The 20,377-nt window shown below is 64.2% G+C and carries 16 protein-coding genes; 8 read left to right on the top strand and 8 right to left on the bottom strand.

Annotation, left to right across the window (positions count from 1 at the left end):
- Nucleotides 1–6 precede the first annotated feature (6 nt).
- From B9Z01_RS17125 to B9Z01_RS17100, 6 genes are all read right to left on the bottom strand, one after another.
- Nucleotides 7–858 carry a family 1 encapsulin nanocompartment shell protein gene (locus tag B9Z01_RS17125; RefSeq protein ID WP_085485124.1) on the bottom strand — a complete coding sequence of 284 codons (852 nt, stop codon included), beginning with the start codon at nucleotides 856–858 and terminating at the stop codon, nucleotides 7–9.
- Nucleotides 851–1,900: a Dyp-type peroxidase gene (locus tag B9Z01_RS17120; protein ID WP_085485122.1), complete on the bottom strand. Its 1,050-nt coding sequence runs from the start codon at nucleotides 1,898–1,900 to the stop codon at nucleotides 851–853. The genes B9Z01_RS17125 and B9Z01_RS17120 overlap by 8 nt, the downstream gene beginning before the upstream one ends.
- Before the next feature lie 363 nt (nucleotides 1,901–2,263).
- A complete protein-coding gene (locus B9Z01_RS17115; protein ID WP_208626050.1) occupies nucleotides 2,264–3,580 on the bottom strand; it encodes a cytochrome c in 1,317 nt (438 codons plus the stop codon).
- A gap of 2 nt (nucleotides 3,581–3,582) precedes the next feature.
- A complete protein-coding gene (locus tag B9Z01_RS17110; protein ID WP_085485120.1) occupies nucleotides 3,583–5,355 on the bottom strand; it encodes a GMC family oxidoreductase in 1,773 nt (590 codons plus the stop codon).
- An 87-nt stretch (nucleotides 5,356–5,442) separates the two neighbouring features.
- Nucleotides 5,443–6,123, bottom strand: a complete 681-nt coding sequence (locus B9Z01_RS17105) for a gluconate 2-dehydrogenase subunit 3 family protein (protein ID WP_208626047.1) — start codon at nucleotides 6,121–6,123, stop codon at nucleotides 5,443–5,445.
- Nucleotides 6,124–6,531: 408 nt separating this feature from the next.
- Nucleotides 6,532–7,296 (bottom strand): aspartate/glutamate racemase family protein, encoded by a 765-nt coding sequence (locus B9Z01_RS17100; RefSeq protein ID WP_085485726.1) that lies wholly within the window; start codon nucleotides 7,294–7,296, stop codon nucleotides 6,532–6,534.
- Between the two features lie 526 nt (nucleotides 7,297–7,822).
- Between B9Z01_RS17100 and B9Z01_RS17095 the strand changes: the two genes are divergently transcribed.
- From B9Z01_RS17095 to B9Z01_RS17070, 6 genes are all read left to right on the top strand, one after another.
- On the top strand, nucleotides 7,823–8,983 hold the full coding sequence (locus tag B9Z01_RS17095; protein ID WP_085485116.1) for a porin: 1,161 nt from the start codon (nucleotides 7,823–7,825) through the stop codon (nucleotides 8,981–8,983).
- Between the two features lie 106 nt (nucleotides 8,984–9,089).
- Nucleotides 9,090–10,838: a thiamine pyrophosphate-dependent enzyme gene (locus B9Z01_RS17090; RefSeq protein WP_085485114.1), complete on the top strand. Its 1,749-nt coding sequence runs from the start codon at nucleotides 9,090–9,092 to the stop codon at nucleotides 10,836–10,838.
- Between the two features lie 25 nt (nucleotides 10,839–10,863).
- A complete protein-coding gene (locus tag B9Z01_RS17085; protein ID WP_085485112.1) occupies nucleotides 10,864–12,318 on the top strand; it encodes a protoporphyrinogen/coproporphyrinogen oxidase in 1,455 nt (484 codons plus the stop codon).
- A 91-nt stretch (nucleotides 12,319–12,409) separates the two neighbouring features.
- Nucleotides 12,410–13,444, top strand: a complete 1,035-nt coding sequence (locus tag B9Z01_RS17080) for an ABC transporter substrate-binding protein (protein WP_085485110.1) — start codon at nucleotides 12,410–12,412, stop codon at nucleotides 13,442–13,444.
- A gap of 29 nt (nucleotides 13,445–13,473) precedes the next feature.
- The gene (locus tag B9Z01_RS17075; protein WP_244196072.1) at nucleotides 13,474–14,277 is read left to right on the top strand and encodes an ABC transporter ATP-binding protein; all 804 of its coding nucleotides are present in this window, start codon (nucleotides 13,474–13,476) and stop codon (nucleotides 14,275–14,277) included.
- The gene (locus B9Z01_RS17070; protein ID WP_085485106.1) at nucleotides 14,274–15,194 is read left to right on the top strand and encodes an ABC transporter permease; all 921 of its coding nucleotides are present in this window, start codon (nucleotides 14,274–14,276) and stop codon (nucleotides 15,192–15,194) included. Before B9Z01_RS17075 ends, B9Z01_RS17070 begins: the two co-directional genes overlap by 4 nt.
- A gap of 153 nt (nucleotides 15,195–15,347) precedes the next feature.
- Here B9Z01_RS17070 and B9Z01_RS17065 read toward each other — a convergent pair whose 3' ends face one another.
- Nucleotides 15,348–15,947, bottom strand: a complete 600-nt coding sequence (locus B9Z01_RS17065; protein WP_085485104.1) for a UbiX family flavin prenyltransferase — start codon at nucleotides 15,945–15,947, stop codon at nucleotides 15,348–15,350.
- Nucleotides 15,944–17,287, bottom strand: coding sequence for a UbiD family decarboxylase (locus tag B9Z01_RS17060; protein ID WP_085485102.1), 1,344 nt, complete (start codon nucleotides 17,285–17,287; stop codon nucleotides 15,944–15,946). Before B9Z01_RS17060 ends, B9Z01_RS17065 begins: the two co-directional genes overlap by 4 nt.
- Before the next feature lie 253 nt (nucleotides 17,288–17,540).
- On the opposite strand from B9Z01_RS17060, the gene B9Z01_RS17055 reads away from it, so the two are divergent.
- Together B9Z01_RS17055 and B9Z01_RS17050 are read left to right on the top strand one after the other, a co-directional pair.
- Nucleotides 17,541–18,719: a helix-turn-helix transcriptional regulator gene (locus B9Z01_RS17055; protein WP_085485100.1), complete on the top strand. Its 1,179-nt coding sequence runs from the start codon at nucleotides 17,541–17,543 to the stop codon at nucleotides 18,717–18,719.
- A gap of 166 nt (nucleotides 18,720–18,885) precedes the next feature.
- Nucleotides 18,886–20,313 (top strand): aldehyde dehydrogenase family protein, encoded by a 1,428-nt coding sequence (locus B9Z01_RS17050; RefSeq protein WP_085485098.1) that lies wholly within the window; start codon nucleotides 18,886–18,888, stop codon nucleotides 20,311–20,313.
- Nucleotides 20,314–20,377 lie beyond the last annotated feature (64 nt).

Raw genomic sequence — 20,377 nt, 5'->3', positions numbered from 1 at the left:
TCACCTCTAACCGTTGGACGGCGAGTCCTGCACAGGTTGGCGCGCGCCTGGCGCGGCCTGGGAAAGCGCAACCTGCACCGACGCTTCGCCAGTGAGCATCAGGAAAGTGAACGTCTCGCGCAGATACAGGCGGACCGTGCTGTCCGTATGGCTCAGATAGCCGATGGACAGGTCCTCGCCGAGATGGAGTTCGTAATCGCCCCCGCGCGTGGAAAGAACGCTGCCGCCTTGCAGGGCCGGCGCCCAGATGATCTCTCCGCTGACGATGCGCCGAAGATGCTCGATGACGGGATACCCCCGGTCGCGTGCTTCGGCGAGCGCCGTGTAGGCGTCGGCGCCTAGCAGGACGGAGTAGGGGCCGTCCACGCCGGCAAGGCGCAGGGCTTCGAGCGCGTCGCTGATGACGTTCGGATAGTCGCCCACGTTGTCGGGCAGCGTGATCCGCGGATTGGACGAACCCGCGCGAACGCCCACGATGCCCGCCGCCGCGTAGCCGTCGAAGATGGCGCGGTCCTCCGCGAAAGCGAGCGCCTGCGCGGCGTCCTTGGCAGGCTGCCAGTCGGAGTCTTCCGAGCCGCGCTCGACGTCGTCGATCGCGTCGCGCTGCAGCTCGAACGGCACGGTCAGTTGGACGACCGGCCTCGATTCGCGGAGCTTCGCCTCCACGCCCTGCTGCGGCGACGCGATGGCGTGCTGGTGGCCGGTGCCGACAGCGGCCAGGGTGGCGCCTGCCGGTCCTTTCACATCCACCACGCGGCGCCCCGCGACGGAGCGTTTGAAAGTGCGGGCGACTTCCGCTTCGATCTGTTCCCACGCCGCGCCCGAAATGGGCGCGAGTTCGCGATGGAGATTACGCATGATGGCGTTGTTCCTTGAGCGAGCCGATATTGAGTGAACCGTCCCCGTTCGCCGCAGCCGGTGCGTCCGGTTGCGGCGCGCTTGCTGCGGCAGCCTGCGCGCCGGGTTCGACGAGCGCTTCGAGCAGGTCGGCGGAGGGGACGAAGAAGAGGCCGCCGGTGACGGCGCGGCTGAAATCGAGCAGCCGGTCGTAGTTGCCGGGCGGCCTGCCGATGAACATGTTCTCCAGCATCTGTTCGATCGGCGCAGGCGAGCGGGCGTAGCCGATGAAATACGTGCCGAACTCCTTGTCGCCCACGCGTCCGAACGGCATGTTGTCGCGCAGGATCTTCATCTCCTCGCCGTTTTCGTCGAGCGTGGTGAGCGAGCTGTGCGAGTTCGACGGCTTGACGTCGGACGCGAGTTCGATATCGGAGAGCTTCCTGCGGCCGATGATGTTCTCCTGCGTTTCGACAGGCAGCGCATTCCAGCCCTTCATGTCGTGCAGGTACTTCTGAACGAGGACGTAGCTGCCGCCCGCGAAGGTGGCGTCCTCGTCGCCGATGATCGTGAACTTCGTGGCCTCGCGACCTTGCGGGTTCTCGGTGCCGTCGACGAAGCCGATCATGCTGCGCATGTCGAAATTGCGAAAGCCGTGGACTTCGTCCACCACGGTCACGGCATCGCCGAGCCGCTCGAGCATCTGCGTCGCAAGCTCGAAGCACAGGTCCATATGGGAGGCGCGAATATGCAGAAGAATGTCGCCGGGCGTGGCGACCGCCACACGCTCGCCCGCGCGGATCTCGCGAAAGGGGTGCAATTGCGCGGGGCGCGGCGCGCCGAACAGCGTGTCCCACGCATGCGAGCCGAATCCGCACACACAGGACAGGTAGCCCGAAGGCACGCGCTTGCCCACCGAGCGCACGAAGGCGGCGACGTCGCCGCACCAGTCCCGTACGGTCGAAGCATGATCGTCGCCGGGGGTGAGCGTCATCACGATGAAGATGGCGCTGGCGGTGATGGGACTGTCTACCGCTTGAGGCTCGGTATCAGGCATAGGCATAGGCGACTCCTGTAGAAAGCGCGATCGGTGCGCCTCGAATCCATGGGGGACACCGCCGGAACCGGCGATTATCGCGCTATGGGCGAGCCCGGCTTCAATGCGGCCGAAGTCAGGGGCCGCAGGCGGCGCGGTGTCCTGAATATCTGGTCTCTTGCGCGCCGCTCCTTGAATCGCGCGGCAATGGAATGGGACTGTCTTGCGATTGTCGGCCGAGCGCGCCGAAGTCTGCAAGCGGTATGTCGACGCGGCGGTTCTTTCAACTCGTCGATGTCTCGAAGAAACAGGCGGTTTCTCGCCTGCCACCGCATTTGCGCCATAGCTTCGGCACATAGGATCGCGCCGAAAAAACGACCCCTGCTGCTTCTACTGCGCGGCCTGCCTGATACCTAGCGGAGCCTGAGCGCCCAGGCTCTCACGTGCTTTCTTGACGTCGTCGCTGCTAACCGGCGCGGCGGCGTTGCCCATGCTGTTGCGCACATAGGTGCCGACCGCCGCGACCTCGGCGTCGGAAAGCTTCCAGCTGAAATTCGGCATGGCTGCACCGGTCGGATTGCTTTGCGTCACCGCGCCGCGGCTGCCGACGAGAATCGTGCGCAACAGGTTGGTCGTGACCGGCGCCTGGATGCTGGAGCTGCTGCTCAACGACGACACCATTCCACCCACCCCTTCGCCCGACGAACGGTGACACGCCGTGCAGTTGGCTATGAACAGATCGTGGCCCGCCGTCATCAGCGGATCGCTTGCATTGAGCGGCGCCGGCGGCTTGTTGTTCGAACCCGGAAAGCTTCGCAGATACACGCCGATCCCGTGCAGATCCTGCGTCGTCGCGTGCTGAAGCGAATTCGTCACCGCTTCGGCCATGGGACCCGACGCGACGCTGCGATCGTTGCCGCCCGTCTTCAGATACTGAACGATGTCGTCGGTTGTCCAGCTACCGAGGCCGGTATAGGGATTGCTTGTGATCTCCGGTGCAAACCAGCCTTGCAGCAAACCGCCCTGCAGCGGCGCCTTGTCGCCGCCCAGGAAATTTTTGGCGGTATGACACGCTCCGCAGTGGCCCAGTCCCTGGACCAGATACGCACCGCGATTCCATTCCACCGATTGCGTGTCGTCATGCCTGAACGGCGTGTTATCGAAGAACAGCAGGTTCCAGAAGAACAGCAACTGACGGATGTTGAAGGGAAACGGCAACTGATTCGACACGACCGGATTGTGCACGGCGGGCACCGTATCCATGTACGCCTTGATATCGCGGATGTCCTGATCGGTGATCTTCACGTAGGCCGTGTACGGCATGGCGGGATACAGAAACTCGCCATGCCTGCCTCTGCCTTGCCGCACCGCGCGAATGAACTCTTCGTCGGTCCATCCGCCGATACCGGAGTCCTTGTCCGGCGTGATGTTGCTCGAAACGATCGTGCCGAACGGCGTTTGCAGCGGCAGGCCGCCCGCGAACGGCTTGCCGCCTTCGGCGGTATGACAGGCGATACAGTCGCCCAGACGCGCGAGATACATGCCGCGCGCGACGGCATCGGCATTGGCCGGCGCGGTTTGCGCAACGGTGGGCTGCGCCGCACCGGCTTGCGCGTCGGCCACGCCGGTGCGGCCCGAGGCGAACAAAGCCGCGGCGGCGACAGCGAGCGCGGCGATAGAAGCGATGAAGGTCTTTTTCCTGTTCACGATCACACCTTCACCAGAGGGCCCGGCGACTTCAGATACTGCGTCCTGATCGCCTGCGCTGCCCACAGCGTCAAGGCGCCGACCGTACCCGTCGGGTTGTAGCCGCCGTTGTTCGCAAACGCCGACGCACCGATCACGAATGTGTTGTGCACGTCCCAGCTTTGCAGGTAGCGATTGAGCGCGCTCGTTTTCGGATCATCGCCGATGATGGCGCCACCGGTCGTATGCGACGAGAGGTTGTCCATCGGCGAAAACGGTTTTGCGGTCGGCTCACTGCGCACCACGGTCTTCGCGCCCATCGCGCGGCCGATCTCTTCCGACCTGTCGGCCATGAACTTCGCCGAACGCTTGTCGTTCTCGATCCAGTCGAAGGTCACGCGCAGGAGTGGCCGGCCAAAACGATCCTTGTAGGTCGGATCGAGATCGAGGAACACATCGCGATGCGGGTAGCTGTTACCCATGCAGTAGATCGAGTTGTAGTTCTGGTAGGCATGCTGATAAGCCTTCTTCCATGCACTGCCCCAGCGCGGCGTTCCCGGCGGAACGCCGTTAGCCAGACCGATCGGGCGGCCATTGGTCGAATGAATCAGTGCGACGCCGCCGCCGATGAAATCGTGGTTCGTATGGTCGAAGTTGTCGCCGTTGAAATCGTCGATGGCCTGCGCAAGCGCACCCGCTCCAATGAAGGGGTTCAGATGCTCGTTTTCGAAAAACACCGAGGCGCCCGCAATCGTCTGATACGCGTAGTTGCGGCCCACGACGCCTGCGCCGGTGTCCCGGTTATAGGGCTGGCCGATACCCGACAGCAGCATCAGGCGCACGTTGTCCATCTGGTACGCGGAGATGACGACGATGTCCGCGGGTTGCTCCCACTCGTGGTTCTCGTGATCGACAAAGGTCACGCCGGTGGCGGTCTGTTTGTCTTCGGTGAGGTTGACTCGCAGCACCTCGGCCTCACTGATTACGCTGAAGTTCGAGCGTTGCATCAGCGCGGGCAGGATACAGGCTTGCGGGCTGCTCTTCGACCAGTTGCCGCAACCGAAGAACTCGCAATAGCCGCAATACGTGCACGGCGCCATATGCACGCCGAGCGGATTCACGTAAGCACCCGAGGTGTTGCCGGCAGGCACCGGAAACGGGTGATAGCCGAGTCCACGCGTGGCTTTGTCGAACATCATCGCGGCCTGCGTGCGCTCGAGAGGCGGCAGCGGATAGTCGCGATTGCGCGGACCTTCGAACGGATTGCCGCCTTCCTGGATCTTCCCCTGAATGTTGCCCGCGCGACCGGATGTGCCAGCGAGGCGCTCGAACTTGTCGTAGAACGGTTCGAGGTCGGCGTAGGTTACGCCCCAGTCCTGCACCTGCATGCCGTCGAGAAACCTGCCCTTGCCATAGCGCTGGACGGTATTCGTGTAGGTCTGGAAATCGGTCGGCAGAAAGCGCCACGTCATCCCGTTCCAGTGCGTGCCCGCGCCGCCGACACCCCAGCCGAACTGATAGGTGTTCCAGTCGCGCAGCGGTAGCGCAGTCTGAGCGACGTTATTACGGAACGTGAGCGTTTCGATCGCGGGAGGCTGCATCAGCGAGCGGCGCGTGGAGAAACGCAACTCGTCGGTACTGATCGTGGTGGGAAAGTCACTGCTGGTATCACGCCAGGCACCGCGTTCGATCGCGACCACGTTCAGACCCGCCTCGGTGAGTTCGTTCGCCATCAGCGAACCGGCCCAGCCGAGCCCGACTATGACTGCGTCAACCTTGGGACGCTTGTCCGCCATGTCATTCTCCGCAAAACGCCATGTGGGGCATGCTGTTATGTTTGCTATTGCGACGCGCCCGTGCTGACCGGACGCGGATACTGCGCGTCAACTCTTCCTGTTGATGAGGCTGATCGGAATGATCTTGAGGTCTTCGCCGCGGCGGCCGATCACATCGCGAAAGTCATACTGCGCGCCGGGAAAACCGAGCATTTTCCAGCCCGCCATGTTCTTGTTGCCGCCGTAGATCGGATCGGCAAAGAAGCCTTCGCGCACGTTCTGCAGCAGCATGTTGAAGAACGCTTGCGAATCGACGGCCTCGAGCGCGAGTTCGCCTGATTCGATCTGCGTTAATAGTGCGTCCTGCTGGTCTGCGGAGAGCGCCGCAAACGCCTTGCCGTCGAATGCTTTCTTGCAGTGCGCATCGAGCGCGCCCAAGCCGGCACGGTAGCGCTGCGCGGGCGTGTCGCTAAACTGCGGGCCTTGCTGCGGCGTGCCGGGCGTCACGGACCCTAGCCGGTATTGCGTGATGGCTTTGCCGTAATCTCCGCTCAACTGGCGGTCGATGAACAGCGCACAACCTGCTTCCTTGCCGCCAATGCTGATTTCGTCGTGCGGGATCAAACGGTCGGCAATCGCTTCGACCGCTGCCGCCTCGTCCGCGGTGAAGTATTTCCAGCCATCCGGCGTTACGGGTTCCGGCAGTACGACCGGGTCCTTGACCCACGGCATGCCACCGTAGATCACCTTTGCTTTGGCAATCACGACGGTCGCTGCGAACAACAGCATTGATGAGAGAAACCTTCGCCTTTTCACTTCGTTCTCCAAAGAGATGAAGGTTTATGACAACTTCTTTAAAAGGCAATCGTCTGTCCAGATCGATCAAGGTAGGCCAAGTCTACCCAACTATTTTGTTTTTGAAAATGCCAGCTGTGTATCACGAACGGAAAAATCAATGCGTTTTCAAATCAACACCCGATATTAAGAATCGGATAATCTCTGACGCCCTTTGAACAATCCGCCGATGTCTTCCGGCTCGCTCATTGGTGCGTGATCGTCAAAAGCTCTCGCGTGACAGACCGGCGCATTGCAATTGCGCCACGGCCGGATTTCGCGCCTGAGTGTTGCAGTCATACATCGGGTACGAACGGAAATGCCGTCGACATTTACTGGTTGCACGAGCAGGAAACCGGAGCGTCAGAAGCGCCTTGGCCGCAGTCCCGCATGAAACCATTCGACCATCGTGACGATGTCGAACACGGGGATGCCGAACCGCTCGCTCAGCAAAGCCGAGTAGGGCGCGAAGTTGCTGCATTCGCTGACGATCGCGCCGACGTTGGGATGACTGCTCAGCAGGCGGTCCGCGCATTCGAGCAGATCGTCCGCCTGTTCGTCGAAATCGACCCGGGGCGCATTCGTTAACTGATTCTCGAGGAAGCGGCTATCGTCGCGCAGGCCCGTGACGGGTAGATCGGGTGGCGCGTTCGCTGCGCGCAGGTGCGTGGCCGTCAACGCGGCCTCGCGCGCGGTCAGAATGCCGACGCACTGTCGTTTCGGCAGCAGTGCCGCGACAGATGGAATCTGCAGCAGCGCCGACGTTGCAACCGGCACGGTGCAGCGTTCCGCGAGCGCAGCCTGGAATGCCACGAGGAATCCGCAACTCGTCGCGATGCCGTCCACGCCGAGCTCGACGAGCTGTAGCGCTGCGTCGGCGAACCGGTCGATCAGCGGCTGCGCGGCCGCGATGTCACCGTTTGTCGCTGCCATCACCTGCGGGCCCGTCACGCCTCTCAAGACACCGTACTGCACCGGAAAGCGCCATGTCGCGCCGTGGCCGATGTCGCCGGGCAAGCGCTGGAAGCCGGTATCGAGCGTGAGAATGCCCATGCTCACGCCGTGAACAGTGCGCGCACGCGTGGCCGAAGCTGCGATTGCGTGTCGGGAAAGCGTCTCTTTGCTCATGGTCGTCGTCAATTGCCGGAGCGTTCGCAGTCATCAAGGTTCCCGGAGGAACAGGGGAATACATCGAGGGGAATACATCGGGCGAGTACATCGGACGAGTACATTGCCACCCACGCGCGGATGGCCTTCAGTCGCCGGATTTTCGCCCATCGCGTGTGCGCAATTCCTTGGCGGGATGCAAACAGTTCCGATTGACTCATTCTTGAAACGGAATGCACATGAAACCGGCGCGCGCCCCGATGCATGCGGCGGCTGCCTCACGTCCGGCACGCGTCCGGCACGCGTCCGGTGCGCGATCGCTACGCGCGTCTGCTCAGGCGGGATAGCCGGCGTCGACAGACGCGCCGCTCTAGTGAAGCGATTCTCAGATGAAGGAAAACGGTTCTAACTTTTTTGATGCGATTGTCATGGGCGGTGCCGCTTTTTAGTCTTTGCTCCTGCGAATGCGTTCATCTGTGAACGCGCCGTGCACGACCTGATCCATGCAGTTTCCATCCCTTACCGATTTCCTCACCGGACTACTGAGATGAAACGTATCTGTACCACGGCCATGCTTCTTTCGGTGGCGTTTGCCGCACACGCGCAGAGCAGTCCGACGGCCTCCACTTCCAGCGTCACACTTTATGGCGTGGTCATGAGTGGCCTCATCTATTCGAACAACTCGCTGAAGGGGGCTTCGCTGGGTACGGCCAATGGCCCGAGCCGCTGGGGCTTTCGCGGTGTCGAGGACCTGGGTGGCGGCATGCGGACCGTGTTCGTGATCGAGGGCGGCTTCAATCCGAACACCGGTGCCTCGGCGCAAGGCGGCCGGCTGTTCGGCCGGCAGGCGTACGTCGGTCTTCAGGACGACACGTTCGGCACGCTGACGTTCGGCCGGCAGTACGACCTGACTCAGGACTGGCTCGCGCAGTATTCGTCGCCGCTCATGTGGAACGGCTACACGGCGACCGTGGGCGACAACAACAACTTCAACTACCAGTTCCGCACGAATAATGCCGTGAAGTACGTGTCGCCGTCGTACCGGGGGCTACAGGTGGGCGCGCTGTACAGTTTCGGCGGTGTGGCCGGGAGCTTCGGCAATCAGAGCGCGCTCGGCTTCGGGGTGAACTATGCGCAGGGCAGCCTCAAGCTGTCGGCCGCGTATATGCGGATGAATCATCCGGCGCAGGCGGCCAGCGAAGGGCTTTGGAACACGTCGCAATTCGCGTCGATTTCGGCTGCCTCGCCGACGTACTCCTACGCGATCTCTCCAACGAGCATGGAGCTGTATGGCGCGGGCGGCCAGTATGCGTTCACGCCGAGCACCTTCGCTGGACTCGTCGTTACGCATAGCCGCTTCGACAACCTCGGTGTCGCGCAACTGGGCCTGCAATACGGGCGGGCGAGCTACACCAACATTGAAGCGAACGTCAGCCACTTCTTTACGCCCGCCTACCAGGTCAACTTCGACTACACGTATACCCTCGGCGACGTGCAGCCGACCGACTTCCGTCCTCAATATCACCAGTTCTCGCTGATCAACAACTATTTCCTTTCGAAGCGCACCGCGCTGTACCTGGTCGGTATCTTCCAGTTGGCCGCGGGTGACGCGCAGCATGCGAACATCGAGTATGCGAGCGGCGGAGCCGGTGCATCGTCCACCAAACGTCAGGTTGCGATCACCGCGGGGATTTACCATCGGTTCTGAGCGCGCCGCACCGGGAGGCGGAGCACCGGGGCAGCGGTATGCCTCCCGTGTTGGCCTAGCCTAGGCCGGATGCGCATTGCAGGAGGAACGATATGCCGAGGAGCAGATGAGTCAGGAAAGAACAGCGGGCGACGTCCCGAAAGACAGCACGATAGCCCGCGACGCGCAGCCCACGGCGAGCGGCGCGCGGATTCTGGCCGATACGTTGGCGGCGTTCGGCGTGCCCGTCGTCACGTACATTCCGGGAGAGGGCGTGCTGGAAGTCGTCGACGCACTCGCCGCCCATGCGCCGCAAATCGCGCTCGCGAGCTTTCGTCACGAAGCCGGTTGTGCGTACGCGGCGCAGGCGATCGGACAGTTGAGGGGCCAGCCGGGCGTCTGCATCGTCGCGCGCGCGCCGGGCGCGCTGAACACGACGCTCGCGGTGCACACGGCCTTTACGGACAGCGCGCCGATGATCCTCGTCATCGGTCAGGCGAGCCGCGCGATTTCGGGCCGCGAAGCGATGCTCGGACCCGACGATTTCCCGCGAGCATTTGGACCCCTAACCAAATGGGTTGGGACGATCGACGCGCCGGAGCGGATTGGCGAGATGTTCGCGCGTGCCTGGAGCATCGCCATGAGCGGGCGGCGCGGGCCCGTGGCGCTGGTGCTGCCGGAAGACGTGGCGCAAGCGCAGACGCGCGCATCGGTTCCGCACATACCGTCTGCGCCACGGCCTGCGATTGGGGGTAACGAGCTGGCCGCGCTGCGCGATCTGCTGCGGCACGCGAGCCGGCCATTGCTGATCGCGGGCGGCACGGGCTGGCAGCCGCGTTCGCTGGAGCGGCTCGCCGAGCTCGCGCAGCGGCATGCGATACCGCTTGCAACCACGTATCGCCGCCGCGATCTGGTCGATCACGCCGACGATGTTTTCGTCGGCGAAATCGGCATCGGGATCGATCCGGCGCTCGCGGCGCGTGTCGCCGATGCGGACCTGCTGATCGTGCTGAACGGCCGGCTCGGTGAACTCAACACGCTCGGAGAGGGTTTCAAAGGCTTCGCGCTGATCGATCCGGACCCGGACAGACGTGCGCATCCGCAACGCCTCGTGCATGCCCATTCCGACTCGGGCGAACTGAACGCGGTCTATCACGCCGACCTGGCGCTTCTTGCCGATCCGAATGCCGCGGTCGATGACTGGCACCGCGAGAGCTTCGCCCAGGCCGACCCATGGATCGCGCCCGAGCAGCGTGATGAGCGCCGGCGCTGGCTCGCCGATGCGCGCGCGGCCCGGCTCGCGTTCGTGTCGGGCGGACGCTGCGAAGGCCCCGTCGATCTGCGCGCCGTCTACGCAACGCTGAACGACGCGCTGGACGAGGACGCGATCGTCACGTCCGGCGCGGGCGCGTACGCAGTCTGGCCGCAGCGCTATCTGAAACATCGCCGCTATGGGACACAGCTCGGGCCGAAGAGCGGCGCGATGGGCTACGGCCTCGCGGCGGCCATCGGCGCGGCGCTGGTATCCGCGCCGACGCGCCAGATCGTTGCGATTGCCGGCGACGGCTGCCTGACGATGCACGTGGAAGAAATGGAGACGGCGGTCCGCCTCGGGGTGTCGCTGCTCGTGCTGGTCATCAACAACTGCGCGTACGGTGCGATCGACGGCGCGCAGCGGCGAATGTTCGGGCGCAGTGTCGGCACCGAACTCGGCATGATCGATTTCGCCGCGCTTGCGAAGGCTTTTGGCGCAAAGGGATGGGTAGTCGACGAGACGGCCGGGTTCGCACCCGCGCTCGCCGCCGCGCTCGCGCAGCCCGGCGTCAAGCTGATCGAACTGCGCGTGCCGCGTTCGGTCGGCAAGCCACTCGCGTAAACCTTGAACGCAATTTCGAGTCGAGATGACTGAAAAATTCTATCCGGCGAACGCGCGCGCGCGTGATCCGTCCGTGGCAGGCGGCGGAGCGCCCGCCGCAAAGACGCGTGGCAACGGCTCGCACGTCGTCGTGATCGGTGCCGGCATTGCCGGGCTCACGGCGGCCTACCGGCTCCAGCAGGCGGGCATGCGTGTGACGGTGCTGGAGGCAGCCGGCATGGTCGGCGGCCGCATGGGCGACCGGCGCAGCGGCGAGATCGTATTCAACAGCGGCGCCCGGCTCATCTATCCTTTCGGGCGCGTGTTCAACCGGCTGATCGCCGATCTTGCGCTCGGCGACGCGCTGATTCCACTGCGCAATCTGAGCGCACGCTGCGTGACGCCGCGGGGCGATCACCTGATTGAACTGATGCCGACCGCGCGTTCGCTGATGACGCCGGGGTTGCCGATGGGTGAGCGCCTCGCGCTGATCGCGCACGGGGTGCGGATGCGGCTGCAGAGAGGCCGCGTCGACCCGGACTGGGCGGTCAGCGCACTCGACGTCGACCCCGAGGCCGACCGGCTGACGCTCGCCGACTACATACGCGGCGAAATCGGCCCGCACGCGCTGGCGAGCCTCGTCGATCCGGTGTTTCGCGCCACGCGCAGCTTCAACGCGGAGACACTGTCGTCGCTGTTCTACCGGACCACGGTGCCGCATCTCGTGGGCGAGGACACGGTCCACACGCTGCGAGGCGGCATGGGATTCGTCTGCCAGACGCTCGCCGGACAACTGGACGTACGGACCGGCGCGCGGGTTGCCTCGGTCGAGCACCGCCGCGAAGCCGGTGTGCTGCGCGTTGCGGTGACGCTCGCGGACGGTGGGATGCTGGCGGCCGACCACGTGGTGTGCGCGGTCGAGGGCTCGCTCGCGGGCGCGCTGATCCGCACGCCCCAGACCGCGGAGCGCGAGATGCTCGCCCAGGTGCGATACAACGCGCTCGGCGTCGTTCACTACGGCTTCGCGCAGCCGCTGCCCGCGCTGATGCAGTTCGCGTCGCGCGACATCGCGAGCCGCATCTCGACGTTCCAGCAGATGCCGGCGGCGCCCGCCAGCGGCCGGCCGCTCACGCAGCTGTATTGCCAGTTGACGCCCGAGGCCGTGGAAGAAGTGCGGCGGCGCGGCTGCACGGACGACATCGATACGCTGCTGCGCGACGAGTTGCGCGCGCGGATTCCGGACTTCGACCGGCACGTGGTGGCGGTTGTCAATCAGTGGATACCGCGCAAGTTGCCGGTATTCGCGCCGGGCTATGGCGAGCGCTTGCGCGCATTCTGGCATTGGCAGGAAGACCCGGCGCGCGCGAGCGAGCGGCCGGTGGTCTACTGCGGCGACTGGACCTCGCAGGCGCTGCTCACGGGCGCTTGCGCGAGCGGCGAGCGTGCCGCGAGGATCGTGCTCGACCGCGCGCAAATCCAGGCAAAGCGAACAGATTCTTAGCGAAACGGCAAAAGCGCTCTGTCGAATAAGGTCGTCCGCGGTATCGATGCTACAAATTCCCTACCTCAAAACAGCCGCCGGGATACTTGCAATGAACGAATCGAACACGACAGCACGTCACAAGCCCGTTGCACGGCAGACATGGCGCAGGGCTCTCATAGCGGGGGCGGCCGTGCTCGCCGCGTGGCTTGCCGCTCCCGTGCCGGTAAGCGCGCAGAGCAGCCAGCCGGTGACGGTAGGCATTGCGAACCTGGGGCCGCACCCATCGCTCGCGAAGACGATCCAGGGGTTCAAGGACGAGATGGCGCGCGAAGGATACGTCGATGGCAAGAACGTGAACTACGTGTACAGCGACGCGAATTTCACGCAAGCGTTGATGCCGCAGATGTTCTCGCAGATCCTCTCGAAGAATCCCGCGCTGATACTGACCCTGACAACGTCAGTGTCTCAGGTCGCGCTGTCCGCGGTAGCCAACCGTCGTATTCCGCTCGTTTTCGCGGAAGTCACGGACCCGGTCGCGGCCGGTCTCACGCCGGGCTGGACGCACGGCAGCGAACGCTTCACCGGCGCCTCCGATCTGCAGGACTTCGATGCGGTTCTTGTGTTTGCCAAAAAACTGCTGCCCGGCGTCAAATCGTTCGGTGTGCTTTACGATTCGGGAGAGGCCAACGACGTCGTCACGACACAGGCGCTCAAGGCAGCCGCCGCGCGCGCGGGGCTCGAGTTCCGGCCTGTCAGCGTGGACAGCGTGAACGACATCACGCAGCGCGCGCAACTCCTGAACGGCGTGGGTTTTGTCTATATCACCGGCTCGAATCTCGTGCAGTCGGCGATTCCTGCCGTGGCCGCGGCGATGCAGCGGATGAAGGTGCCGGTCATCAGCTCGGAAACGGAGGCCATTAAGCGGGGCATGGCCGACGCGTCGTATGCCGTGTCGCTCGAATCGGTCGGCGCCAACGCGGCGCGGGTGGCGGTGCGCGCGCTGAAGGGCGAAGCCACTTCGACGCTGCCGGTCATGAAGCCGGCGCAGTCGAATTATGTGACCTCGATCAGCCGCGGCCAATTCGCGAAGCTCGGTCTGACTATCCCCAAGTCCTTCGAGGATTGCCAATGTCTGATCAACTGAAAACGCAGCGGTCCGCCCAGGTGATAACGATGCGTGAAAACGACAGCCCACTTCTCTCGGTCGAGCGAATCAGCAAGACCTTCCATGCCGGCACCGTCGACGAGCGTGTTGCATTGACGGACGTCTCGCTGAAACTGCAGCCCGGCGATTTCGCGGTCGTGGTCGGCGGCAATGGCGCGGGCAAGTCGACTTTCCTGAACATGCTGGCGGGCGAAGTGATCCCGGACGCGGGGACGATCTCGATCGAAGGCCGCGAGATCACCACGCTGCCGACGCACCGGCGGGCGAAGTACATCGCGCGGGTGTTTCAGGACCCGTCGATCGGCACGGCCACGGCGCTGAGCCTGGAAGAGAATCTCGCCGTCGCGAGCCAGCGCGGCCTCGCGCGCAGCTTCAGACTCGGACTCACGCGCGCCCAGGCCGACGCGTTTCGCGACCGCATCGCGTCGTTCGATCTCGGGCTGGAGAAGCGGATGAAAGCTCAGGCGTCGCTGCTGTCCGGCGGCCAGCGGCAGGCGCTCTCGCTGCTAATGGCCGTGCTGCAGCGGCCGCTGCTGTTGCTGCTCGACGAGCATACGGCTGCGCTCGACCCGCGCACCGCCGCGATCGTGATGCGCGTGACCGAGCAGGTCGTGCGCGAAGCGAAACTGACGACGCTGATGGTGACGCACAACATGCAGCACGCGCTCGACTACGGCAACCGCCTCGTGATGATGCGCGACGGCCGTATCGTCGGCGATCTGACGGGCGAGGAGAAGCGCACGATGACGATGGAGCGCCTGATGGCGACCTTCAACGAAGAGCAACCCATGACGCGCACGGTGAACGCATGAATCTGATCAGTGGATTTGTCGGGCTTTTCCCGGTCGGGCTGATGCAGGGTCTGACCTATGCGCTGATCGCGCTTGCGATCACGATTCCGTTTCGCATTCTCAGCTTCTCCGACATGACGGCCGAGGGCTCGTTTCCATTCGGTGCCTGCGTGTGCGCCAAGCTGCTGATGCTGGGCTTCGATCCGGTGATCGGGCTGCTCGGCGGCGCGCTGGCAGGTTTCACCGCGGGGCTGCTCACAGCCTATATTCACGAGAAGGCGAAGATCAACACGCTGCTGTGCGGCATTCTCGTGCTCTCGATGCTGTACTCGGTCAATATCCGCGTGATGGGGCAACCGAATTCGGCGCTGTTCGCGTATGCGAGCGTGTTTTCGTGGCTGCCGGACACGGGCGGCGGCTATCTGCCGCGCATCCTGATGCTCGGCGCAATCGATACGCTGCTCGGCGCCGGCGTGCTCTGGCTTCTCTGCACGCAACACGGGCTGGCTATGCGCGCGATCGGGTCGAGTCCTTCCATGGCGAAGGCGCAGGGCATCAACGTGAAAGTCTATACGCTGGTTGGTCTCGGTCTGGCGAATCTGTTCGCCGCGGTTGGCGGCGCACTGCTCGCGCAGAACCAGGGATTCGCGGACGTGAACATGGGTTTCGGCGTGCTGGTCAACGGGCTCGCGGCGCTGCTGCTCGGCGAGGCGATCATCGGCAACCGGTCGATGGCGCGTCAGGTGCTCGCGCCGATCCTGGGCTCGATCGTCTACTTCCAGCTGATCTCCGTCGTGCTCGTGATCGGCTTCCAGCCATCGGACCTGAAGCTCGTCACTTCGCTGTTCGTGCTCGGCACACTGCTGTCGATGGCGCAGCGCAAGAAGCGCGGGGCAACTCGCCGGAAATCCGCGGCGGCAAGGATGCCGGCAGGTTGACGGCACGCGGGCCGGCTGTGCTGAAGCCGGAAAGCCCGGCGTTGCGGAAGGGAACCGCAACGCCGGGTTTTTTACGTTATCCGAAAACGCCGTCTGGAACAGGCTGTCTGGAACAGAGGCCGTGGCACGTGGGATGGGTGGACCAATTTGCGGTCAACGCGCGGCGGACAGCCCTTGCCAGCGCGACATGGCCACCGGAGGCTCGATGTGCAACTGGTCGAGCACGCGCATGACCGTGTAGTCGACCATCGCGTCGAGACTGTCAGGCTTCGCATAGAAGGCAGGCAGCGGCGGCATCACCGTCGCGCCCATTTCGGCCACCAGCGTCATGTTGCGCAGATGCGCGAGCGTGAGCGGGGTTTCGCGTGCGAGCAGGATGAGCTTGCGACGTTCCTTGAGCGTGACGCTCGCGGCCCGGGCGATGAGGTTGTCGTCGAAGCCGTGCGCGACCGCCGCGAGCGTTTTCATGGAGCATGGCGCGATCACCATGCCGTCGTGCAGGAACGAGCCGCTTGCAATGGTGGCGCCCACCTCGTTCTGGTCGTGATGGACGCTGGCCGCGTCGCGCAGCGCATTGCGTTCCAGACCGGTCTCGTCGTGCAGCGTCATCCAGCCCGCGCGGGATACGACCAGATGCGTGGCGACGCCGCAGCGGCGCAGCATGTCCAGCAGCCGCACCCCGTAAATGGCGCCCGTTGCGCCCGTGATCGCAACGACGACGCGCTTTTGCCCGGCGTGTGCGGCGCCGGTCATGGCTGCGCCCGCGTCGGGAAATGCGGCAGGTAGTCGCCGAGCGTGATCTGCTCATATCCGGGAATGGTCTTGCGCTCGAACTCGGCCTCGCGCCCCCAGGGCCGCGTGGCGTCGATCGCGAGACGGCCCCAATGATCCTTGTGGGGATCGCGGTAGAAGCCCGGCACGTCGTTCAGCACCATCGTGCGCGTGTCGGCGCGTCCGCGCGTGAGAAACGCCCAGATCACATCCTCCATGTCGTAGATGTCGACGTCCTTGTCCACCACGATGACGAGCTTGTTGTAGTCGAGATGCGAGCCGAGCGCGGCCAGCAGCGCGTGCTGCGCGTGGCCTTCGTATTGCTTGTCGAGTTTGATGACCGTGTTCATCACGGTGGGGCGGCAGCTCACGTCGAGCACGCCGCGCACCTGGCTCGAAATGGCCTTGTAGATGCGCGCGGCGGTGGCGGCCTCGAGCGGGCGCAAGTCTTCGTGCGAGCCGCAGATCAGGCCTTGAAAGACCGCGCCTTCGCGCCAGCCGACGTGGGTGACTTCGAACACATGGTTGTCGCCCACTTCGACGTAATAGCCCATGAATTCGCCGAACGGACCTTCGGGTCTTCGCTCGTTCGGCAGGATGCGCCCTTCGATGACGATCTCGGCCGAAGCCGGCACATCGAGATCGATCGTGTACGCCGGGCGCATCGCGATCGGCCCGCCGCGCATCGCGGCAGCCAGCGCCAGTTCGTCGCCGTCGGGTGGCAGGGACACGCAGGCGCTCATGAATATTTCGGGGTCCGCACCGATCAGGATAGCCGCCTCGAGCGCTTCGCCGCGAGCTTCGGCCTGCTGCTGAAAACGCGCGAGATCGTGCGTGCTGCCGAGCCGGATGCGCAACTCGTCGTCCGAGATCAGCATCGAGCGATGGAACGAGAGATTCGTACGGCCGCTCTCGGGGTCTTTCGCGAGAAAGACCCCGGCGGTGATGTACGGTGCGCCGTCACGCTCGTGATAAGTCGGGATCGGCAGGTCGGAGAGTTTGCCCGTGACCCAGTCGGCCGGCGCCCCGATGCGTTGGGTCGGCGTGTCGAGCGTCGCGGCGAGCGAGATCTCGCGGTCGAGCCGCGCGCAGAACGTTTCGTCGCTTTCGCAGCGGATGATCTCGCGCAGCCGCTGGTGGTCGGTGTACAGATTCATCAGCACGGGCAGGCGGCTGCCCCGAACGTTCTCGAACAGCACCGGCTTCGTCGTTTCCTGCTGGAGCCGGCGTGCGACCGCGGCGATTTCGTAGCGCGGATCGACCTCGCGCTTGACGCTTAGCAGTTCGCCGCGCGTGCGCAGGCGGGAAAGATAATGTCTCATCGTGTAGCGGCTTCCGTTCAAAAAGGGAGTGGAGTGCGGGCGCGGTGCGATGGCGGGCAGGCGCCGGGCCAACGGGCGGTGCGGCCGGTCTCCGACTTATACCCGCGAGAACGCGGCGCCATTTCATCGATCGGGGCGTCGAACTAGGAAAAGCGGTTTTTATCTGCGAGCCTGAGGTTATGCCCGCGTTGCGCACCCTTAACACGAGCGGGATAATGCCGGTGCCCGTGCCGCCCATCACCCGGAGCCCGCTATGCCGACGTCGTCATCTGGTCTGTTTCGCACCTCGCTCGCCGGACCCGAGTCCCGCCTGACCGAGGCGTTCGACAGCCTGCGCATGCTGCCCGACTGCATCAGCGTGCCCGAGTTCGGACTGTACGGCGCGGTGGTGCCCGTGCCGGCGCCGGCGGACACGGAAGAGGGCGTGTGGCGCATGGCGAGCATCCGCGACGAGATATTCCTTGTCATTTCCGACTGCAATTACGCGCACAGCCGTTCGGAGAGTGTGCTGCCCGAGTCGTTCGTCGAATTCCACTTTTCGCTGTCCGGGCCGGCAAGCGTCGACTTCTCCGATACCGGCACGCTGCAGGTCAACGCGCCGAATCTGCTCGTCTGCCGGCAGGGCGCCGATGTGCGCTACCAGGTGACGTGCGGGCCGGGCCCGTGGCAATCGGTCGGACTCTATGTCACCCAGCGCTATTTCGACCGTTTGCTGCGTGCGCTCGGCAGCGAAGCCGACCGTATTCACGTCGAGCTGGCGGCGGTCGGATCCGATCAGATCTACAACCGCCAGATGCCCTTCAGCGTCGAGGCGCTTCAGATTGCCGGGCAACTGCTTGCGTCGCCGTACCATGGCGCCCGGCAGATGATCTATCTGGAGGGCAAGTGCACCGAGATCCTGTGTGCGTGCATCGAGATGTGGCTCGCGCACGCCCGTGCCGACAATCCCGGCGAGATGCTATCGGCGCGCGATCTGCGGTTGATCGAACAGGCGCGGGAGATGATCGTCGGCGACATGCGTCTCGCACCCACGATTCCCGAACTCGCGCGAGCAGTTGGGACCAACGCGTCGAAGCTCAAACGCGGGTTCAAGTTCCTGTACGGCATGACGATCTTCGAATATGGGCATCGCTGCCGGATGAATCATGCGCTGCGCCTGCTCATCGGCGAGCGCCAGCCGGTCGGGCAGGTTGCATTGGCAGTCGGCTATCAACACCAGACGAGTTTTACGGCAGCGTTTCGCGACTACTTCGGCTTCGCGCCCAAAGATGCGCGCCGCCTCGCGAGCCCGATCCCGCTTGCGCCATCCCACGCGGCTTTGCCGCCTGCCGACGGCGCCGCAGCCGTACGCGAGATCGCGCCCGACGAAGCGCTGCGCGATCTCGTGCCACGCAAGGATGCGGCGAAGCGCACACCGTCCCGCCAGGGTTAGGCATCGCCCATGCGTTTGCGTCGCGCACTTTGATATAGGAAAACGGCTGTATTGCCTGCACGCGTGTATTCGCCGCGTTCTTCCGTTGCTAGCATGAATCGACATCCCGGACCCACGCGGTTGGCCGCGCGGGCCGGCGACATCTTCGCAACGGAAGGAAAACACGATGACATCTATCGCTGTACGTAATCCTCGAACCGGCGAGTTCGACTACGAAATCGAGAACATGAATGCCGCGCAGATCGGCGCGGCAGTTGCCGCGGCGCGCGACGCGCAGCGCGCGTGGGAGGCGGGCGGTTTGCCGCACCGTACCGCGGCGCTGCTCGAGTGGGCCGCACATCTGGAAGCGCATGGCGATGACATTGTCACTGCGCTGTCGATCGATACCGCGCGTCATCGCATCTCCGCGGAAGAACTGGGCGCGGTGGTCCACTTTATCCACGGCTTCTGCGAGCATGCTCCGAGCGTGCTCGCGACGCCTTTTCGCAAGCTCGACGCGCATCCGGATATCGTGTTCAAGGTCACGTATCCCGCGTACCCGGTGGTCGGCGTCATTAGCCCCTGGAATTTTCCGCTGGTGTTGTCGTTCATCGACGCGATTCCGGCGCTCGTGGCGGGTGCGGCGGTCGTAATCAAGCCGAGCGAGGTCACGCCGCGCTTCATCGAGCCGCTGCGCCGCTCGATCGAAGCCGTGCCCGCGCTGCGCGGCGTGCTCAAGCTCGTGACCGGCGGTGCGCAGGCCGGCGAGGCGCTCGTCGCGCAGTCGGATGCGGTCGTGTTTACCGGCAGCGTGCCGACCGGGCGGAAGATTGCGAGTACGGCGGCGCAGGCGTTCATTCCCGTGTTCCTCGAACTCGGCGGCAAGGACGCGGCCGTGGTGCTCGCAGGCTCCGACGTGAAGCGCGCGGCCACCGGTATTCTGCGCAGCGCGCTCTATAACTCCGGGCAGGTCTGCTATGCGATCGAGCGTGTCTATGCACACGAGTCGCTATACGATGCGCTCGTGGAGGAACTCCGTACTCAGGCCGCGAGCCTGCGGCGCAGCTATGTCGAGGGCGATCGCGGTCATTACGGTCCGATGATCTTCGAACGGCAAGCATCGATCATCGACGCGCAACTGCAGGATGCACTCGACAAAGGCGCGTCGATCGTACTTGGCGGCAAGAGCGAGCGTGCGGACGGCGCCGTGTGGATTGATCCGACCATTGTCGCGAACGTCGATCACAGCATGACGCTGATGACGGAAGAGACGTTCGGCCCGATCGTGCCGGTGATGCGTTTTTCCAGCGACGCGCAGGCCGAGCAGTTGATGAACGATTCAATCTATGGACTGAGCGGCGCGGTGTTCGGCCCCGATACGCATACCGCCGGCGACTTCGCGACGAAGATGGAGGCGGGCGGCGTCAGCATCAACGACACCGAACTGCCGCGCGTGATGATGTTCGACGGCGAGAAGACGGCATTCAAGCAATCAGGGATGGGCGGCTCGCGTTACGGTGCGACGAGCATCATGCGCTATGTTCGCAAGCGCGCGCTGCTTGCGAACGAAGGGGCGATTGCGGGCCTCGACAAGCTTGCGGAAATAGCGGACTGACGCGTCCAGCTTCGGCACGGTTTGGACCGTGCCGACCACGCACCGGCCAGAAACGCCCAGGCGA

Source organism: Paraburkholderia susongensis, assembly GCF_900177725.1.
Lineage (GTDB): Bacteria > Pseudomonadota > Gammaproteobacteria > Burkholderiales > Burkholderiaceae > Paraburkholderia > Paraburkholderia susongensis.
This window is presented reverse-complemented; position numbering and strand designations above follow the sequence as displayed.

Bases quoted from the DNA above. Each gene is read 5' to 3' on its own strand.
- B9Z01_RS17100 (WP_085485726.1), bottom strand. From the start codon at position 7,296: ATGAGCAAAGAGACGCTTTCCCGACACGCAATCGCAGCTTCGGCCACG.
- B9Z01_RS17105 (WP_208626047.1), bottom strand. From the start codon at position 6,123: ATGCTGTTGTTCGCAGCGACCGTCGTGATTGCCAAAGCAAAGGTGATC.
- B9Z01_RS17050 (WP_085485098.1), top strand. From the start codon at position 18,886: ATGACATCTATCGCTGTACGTAATCCTCGAACCGGCGAGTTCGACTAC.
- B9Z01_RS17085 (WP_085485112.1), top strand. From the start codon at position 10,864: ATGACTGAAAAATTCTATCCGGCGAACGCGCGCGCGCGTGATCCGTCC.
- B9Z01_RS17060 (WP_085485102.1), bottom strand. From the start codon at position 17,287: ATGAGACATTATCTTTCCCGCCTGCGCACGCGCGGCGAACTGCTAAGC.
- B9Z01_RS17070 (WP_085485106.1), top strand. From the start codon at position 14,274: ATGAATCTGATCAGTGGATTTGTCGGGCTTTTCCCGGTCGGGCTGATG.
- B9Z01_RS17075 (WP_244196072.1), top strand. From the start codon at position 13,474: ATGCGTGAAAACGACAGCCCACTTCTCTCGGTCGAGCGAATCAGCAAG.
- B9Z01_RS17055 (WP_085485100.1), top strand. From the start codon at position 17,541: ATGCCGACGTCGTCATCTGGTCTGTTTCGCACCTCGCTCGCCGGACCC.
- B9Z01_RS17110 (WP_085485120.1), bottom strand. From the start codon at position 5,355: ATGGCGGACAAGCGTCCCAAGGTTGACGCAGTCATAGTCGGGCTCGGC.
- B9Z01_RS17125 (WP_085485124.1), bottom strand. From the start codon at position 858: ATGCGTAATCTCCATCGCGAACTCGCGCCCATTTCGGGCGCGGCGTGG.
- B9Z01_RS17095 (WP_085485116.1), top strand. From the start codon at position 7,823: ATGAAACGTATCTGTACCACGGCCATGCTTCTTTCGGTGGCGTTTGCC.
- B9Z01_RS17080 (WP_085485110.1), top strand. From the start codon at position 12,410: ATGAACGAATCGAACACGACAGCACGTCACAAGCCCGTTGCACGGCAG.
- B9Z01_RS17090 (WP_085485114.1), top strand. From the start codon at position 9,090: ATGAGTCAGGAAAGAACAGCGGGCGACGTCCCGAAAGACAGCACGATA.
- B9Z01_RS17065 (WP_085485104.1), bottom strand. From the start codon at position 15,947: ATGACCGGCGCCGCACACGCCGGGCAAAAGCGCGTCGTCGTTGCGATC.
- B9Z01_RS17120 (WP_085485122.1), bottom strand. From the start codon at position 1,900: ATGCCTATGCCTGATACCGAGCCTCAAGCGGTAGACAGTCCCATCACC.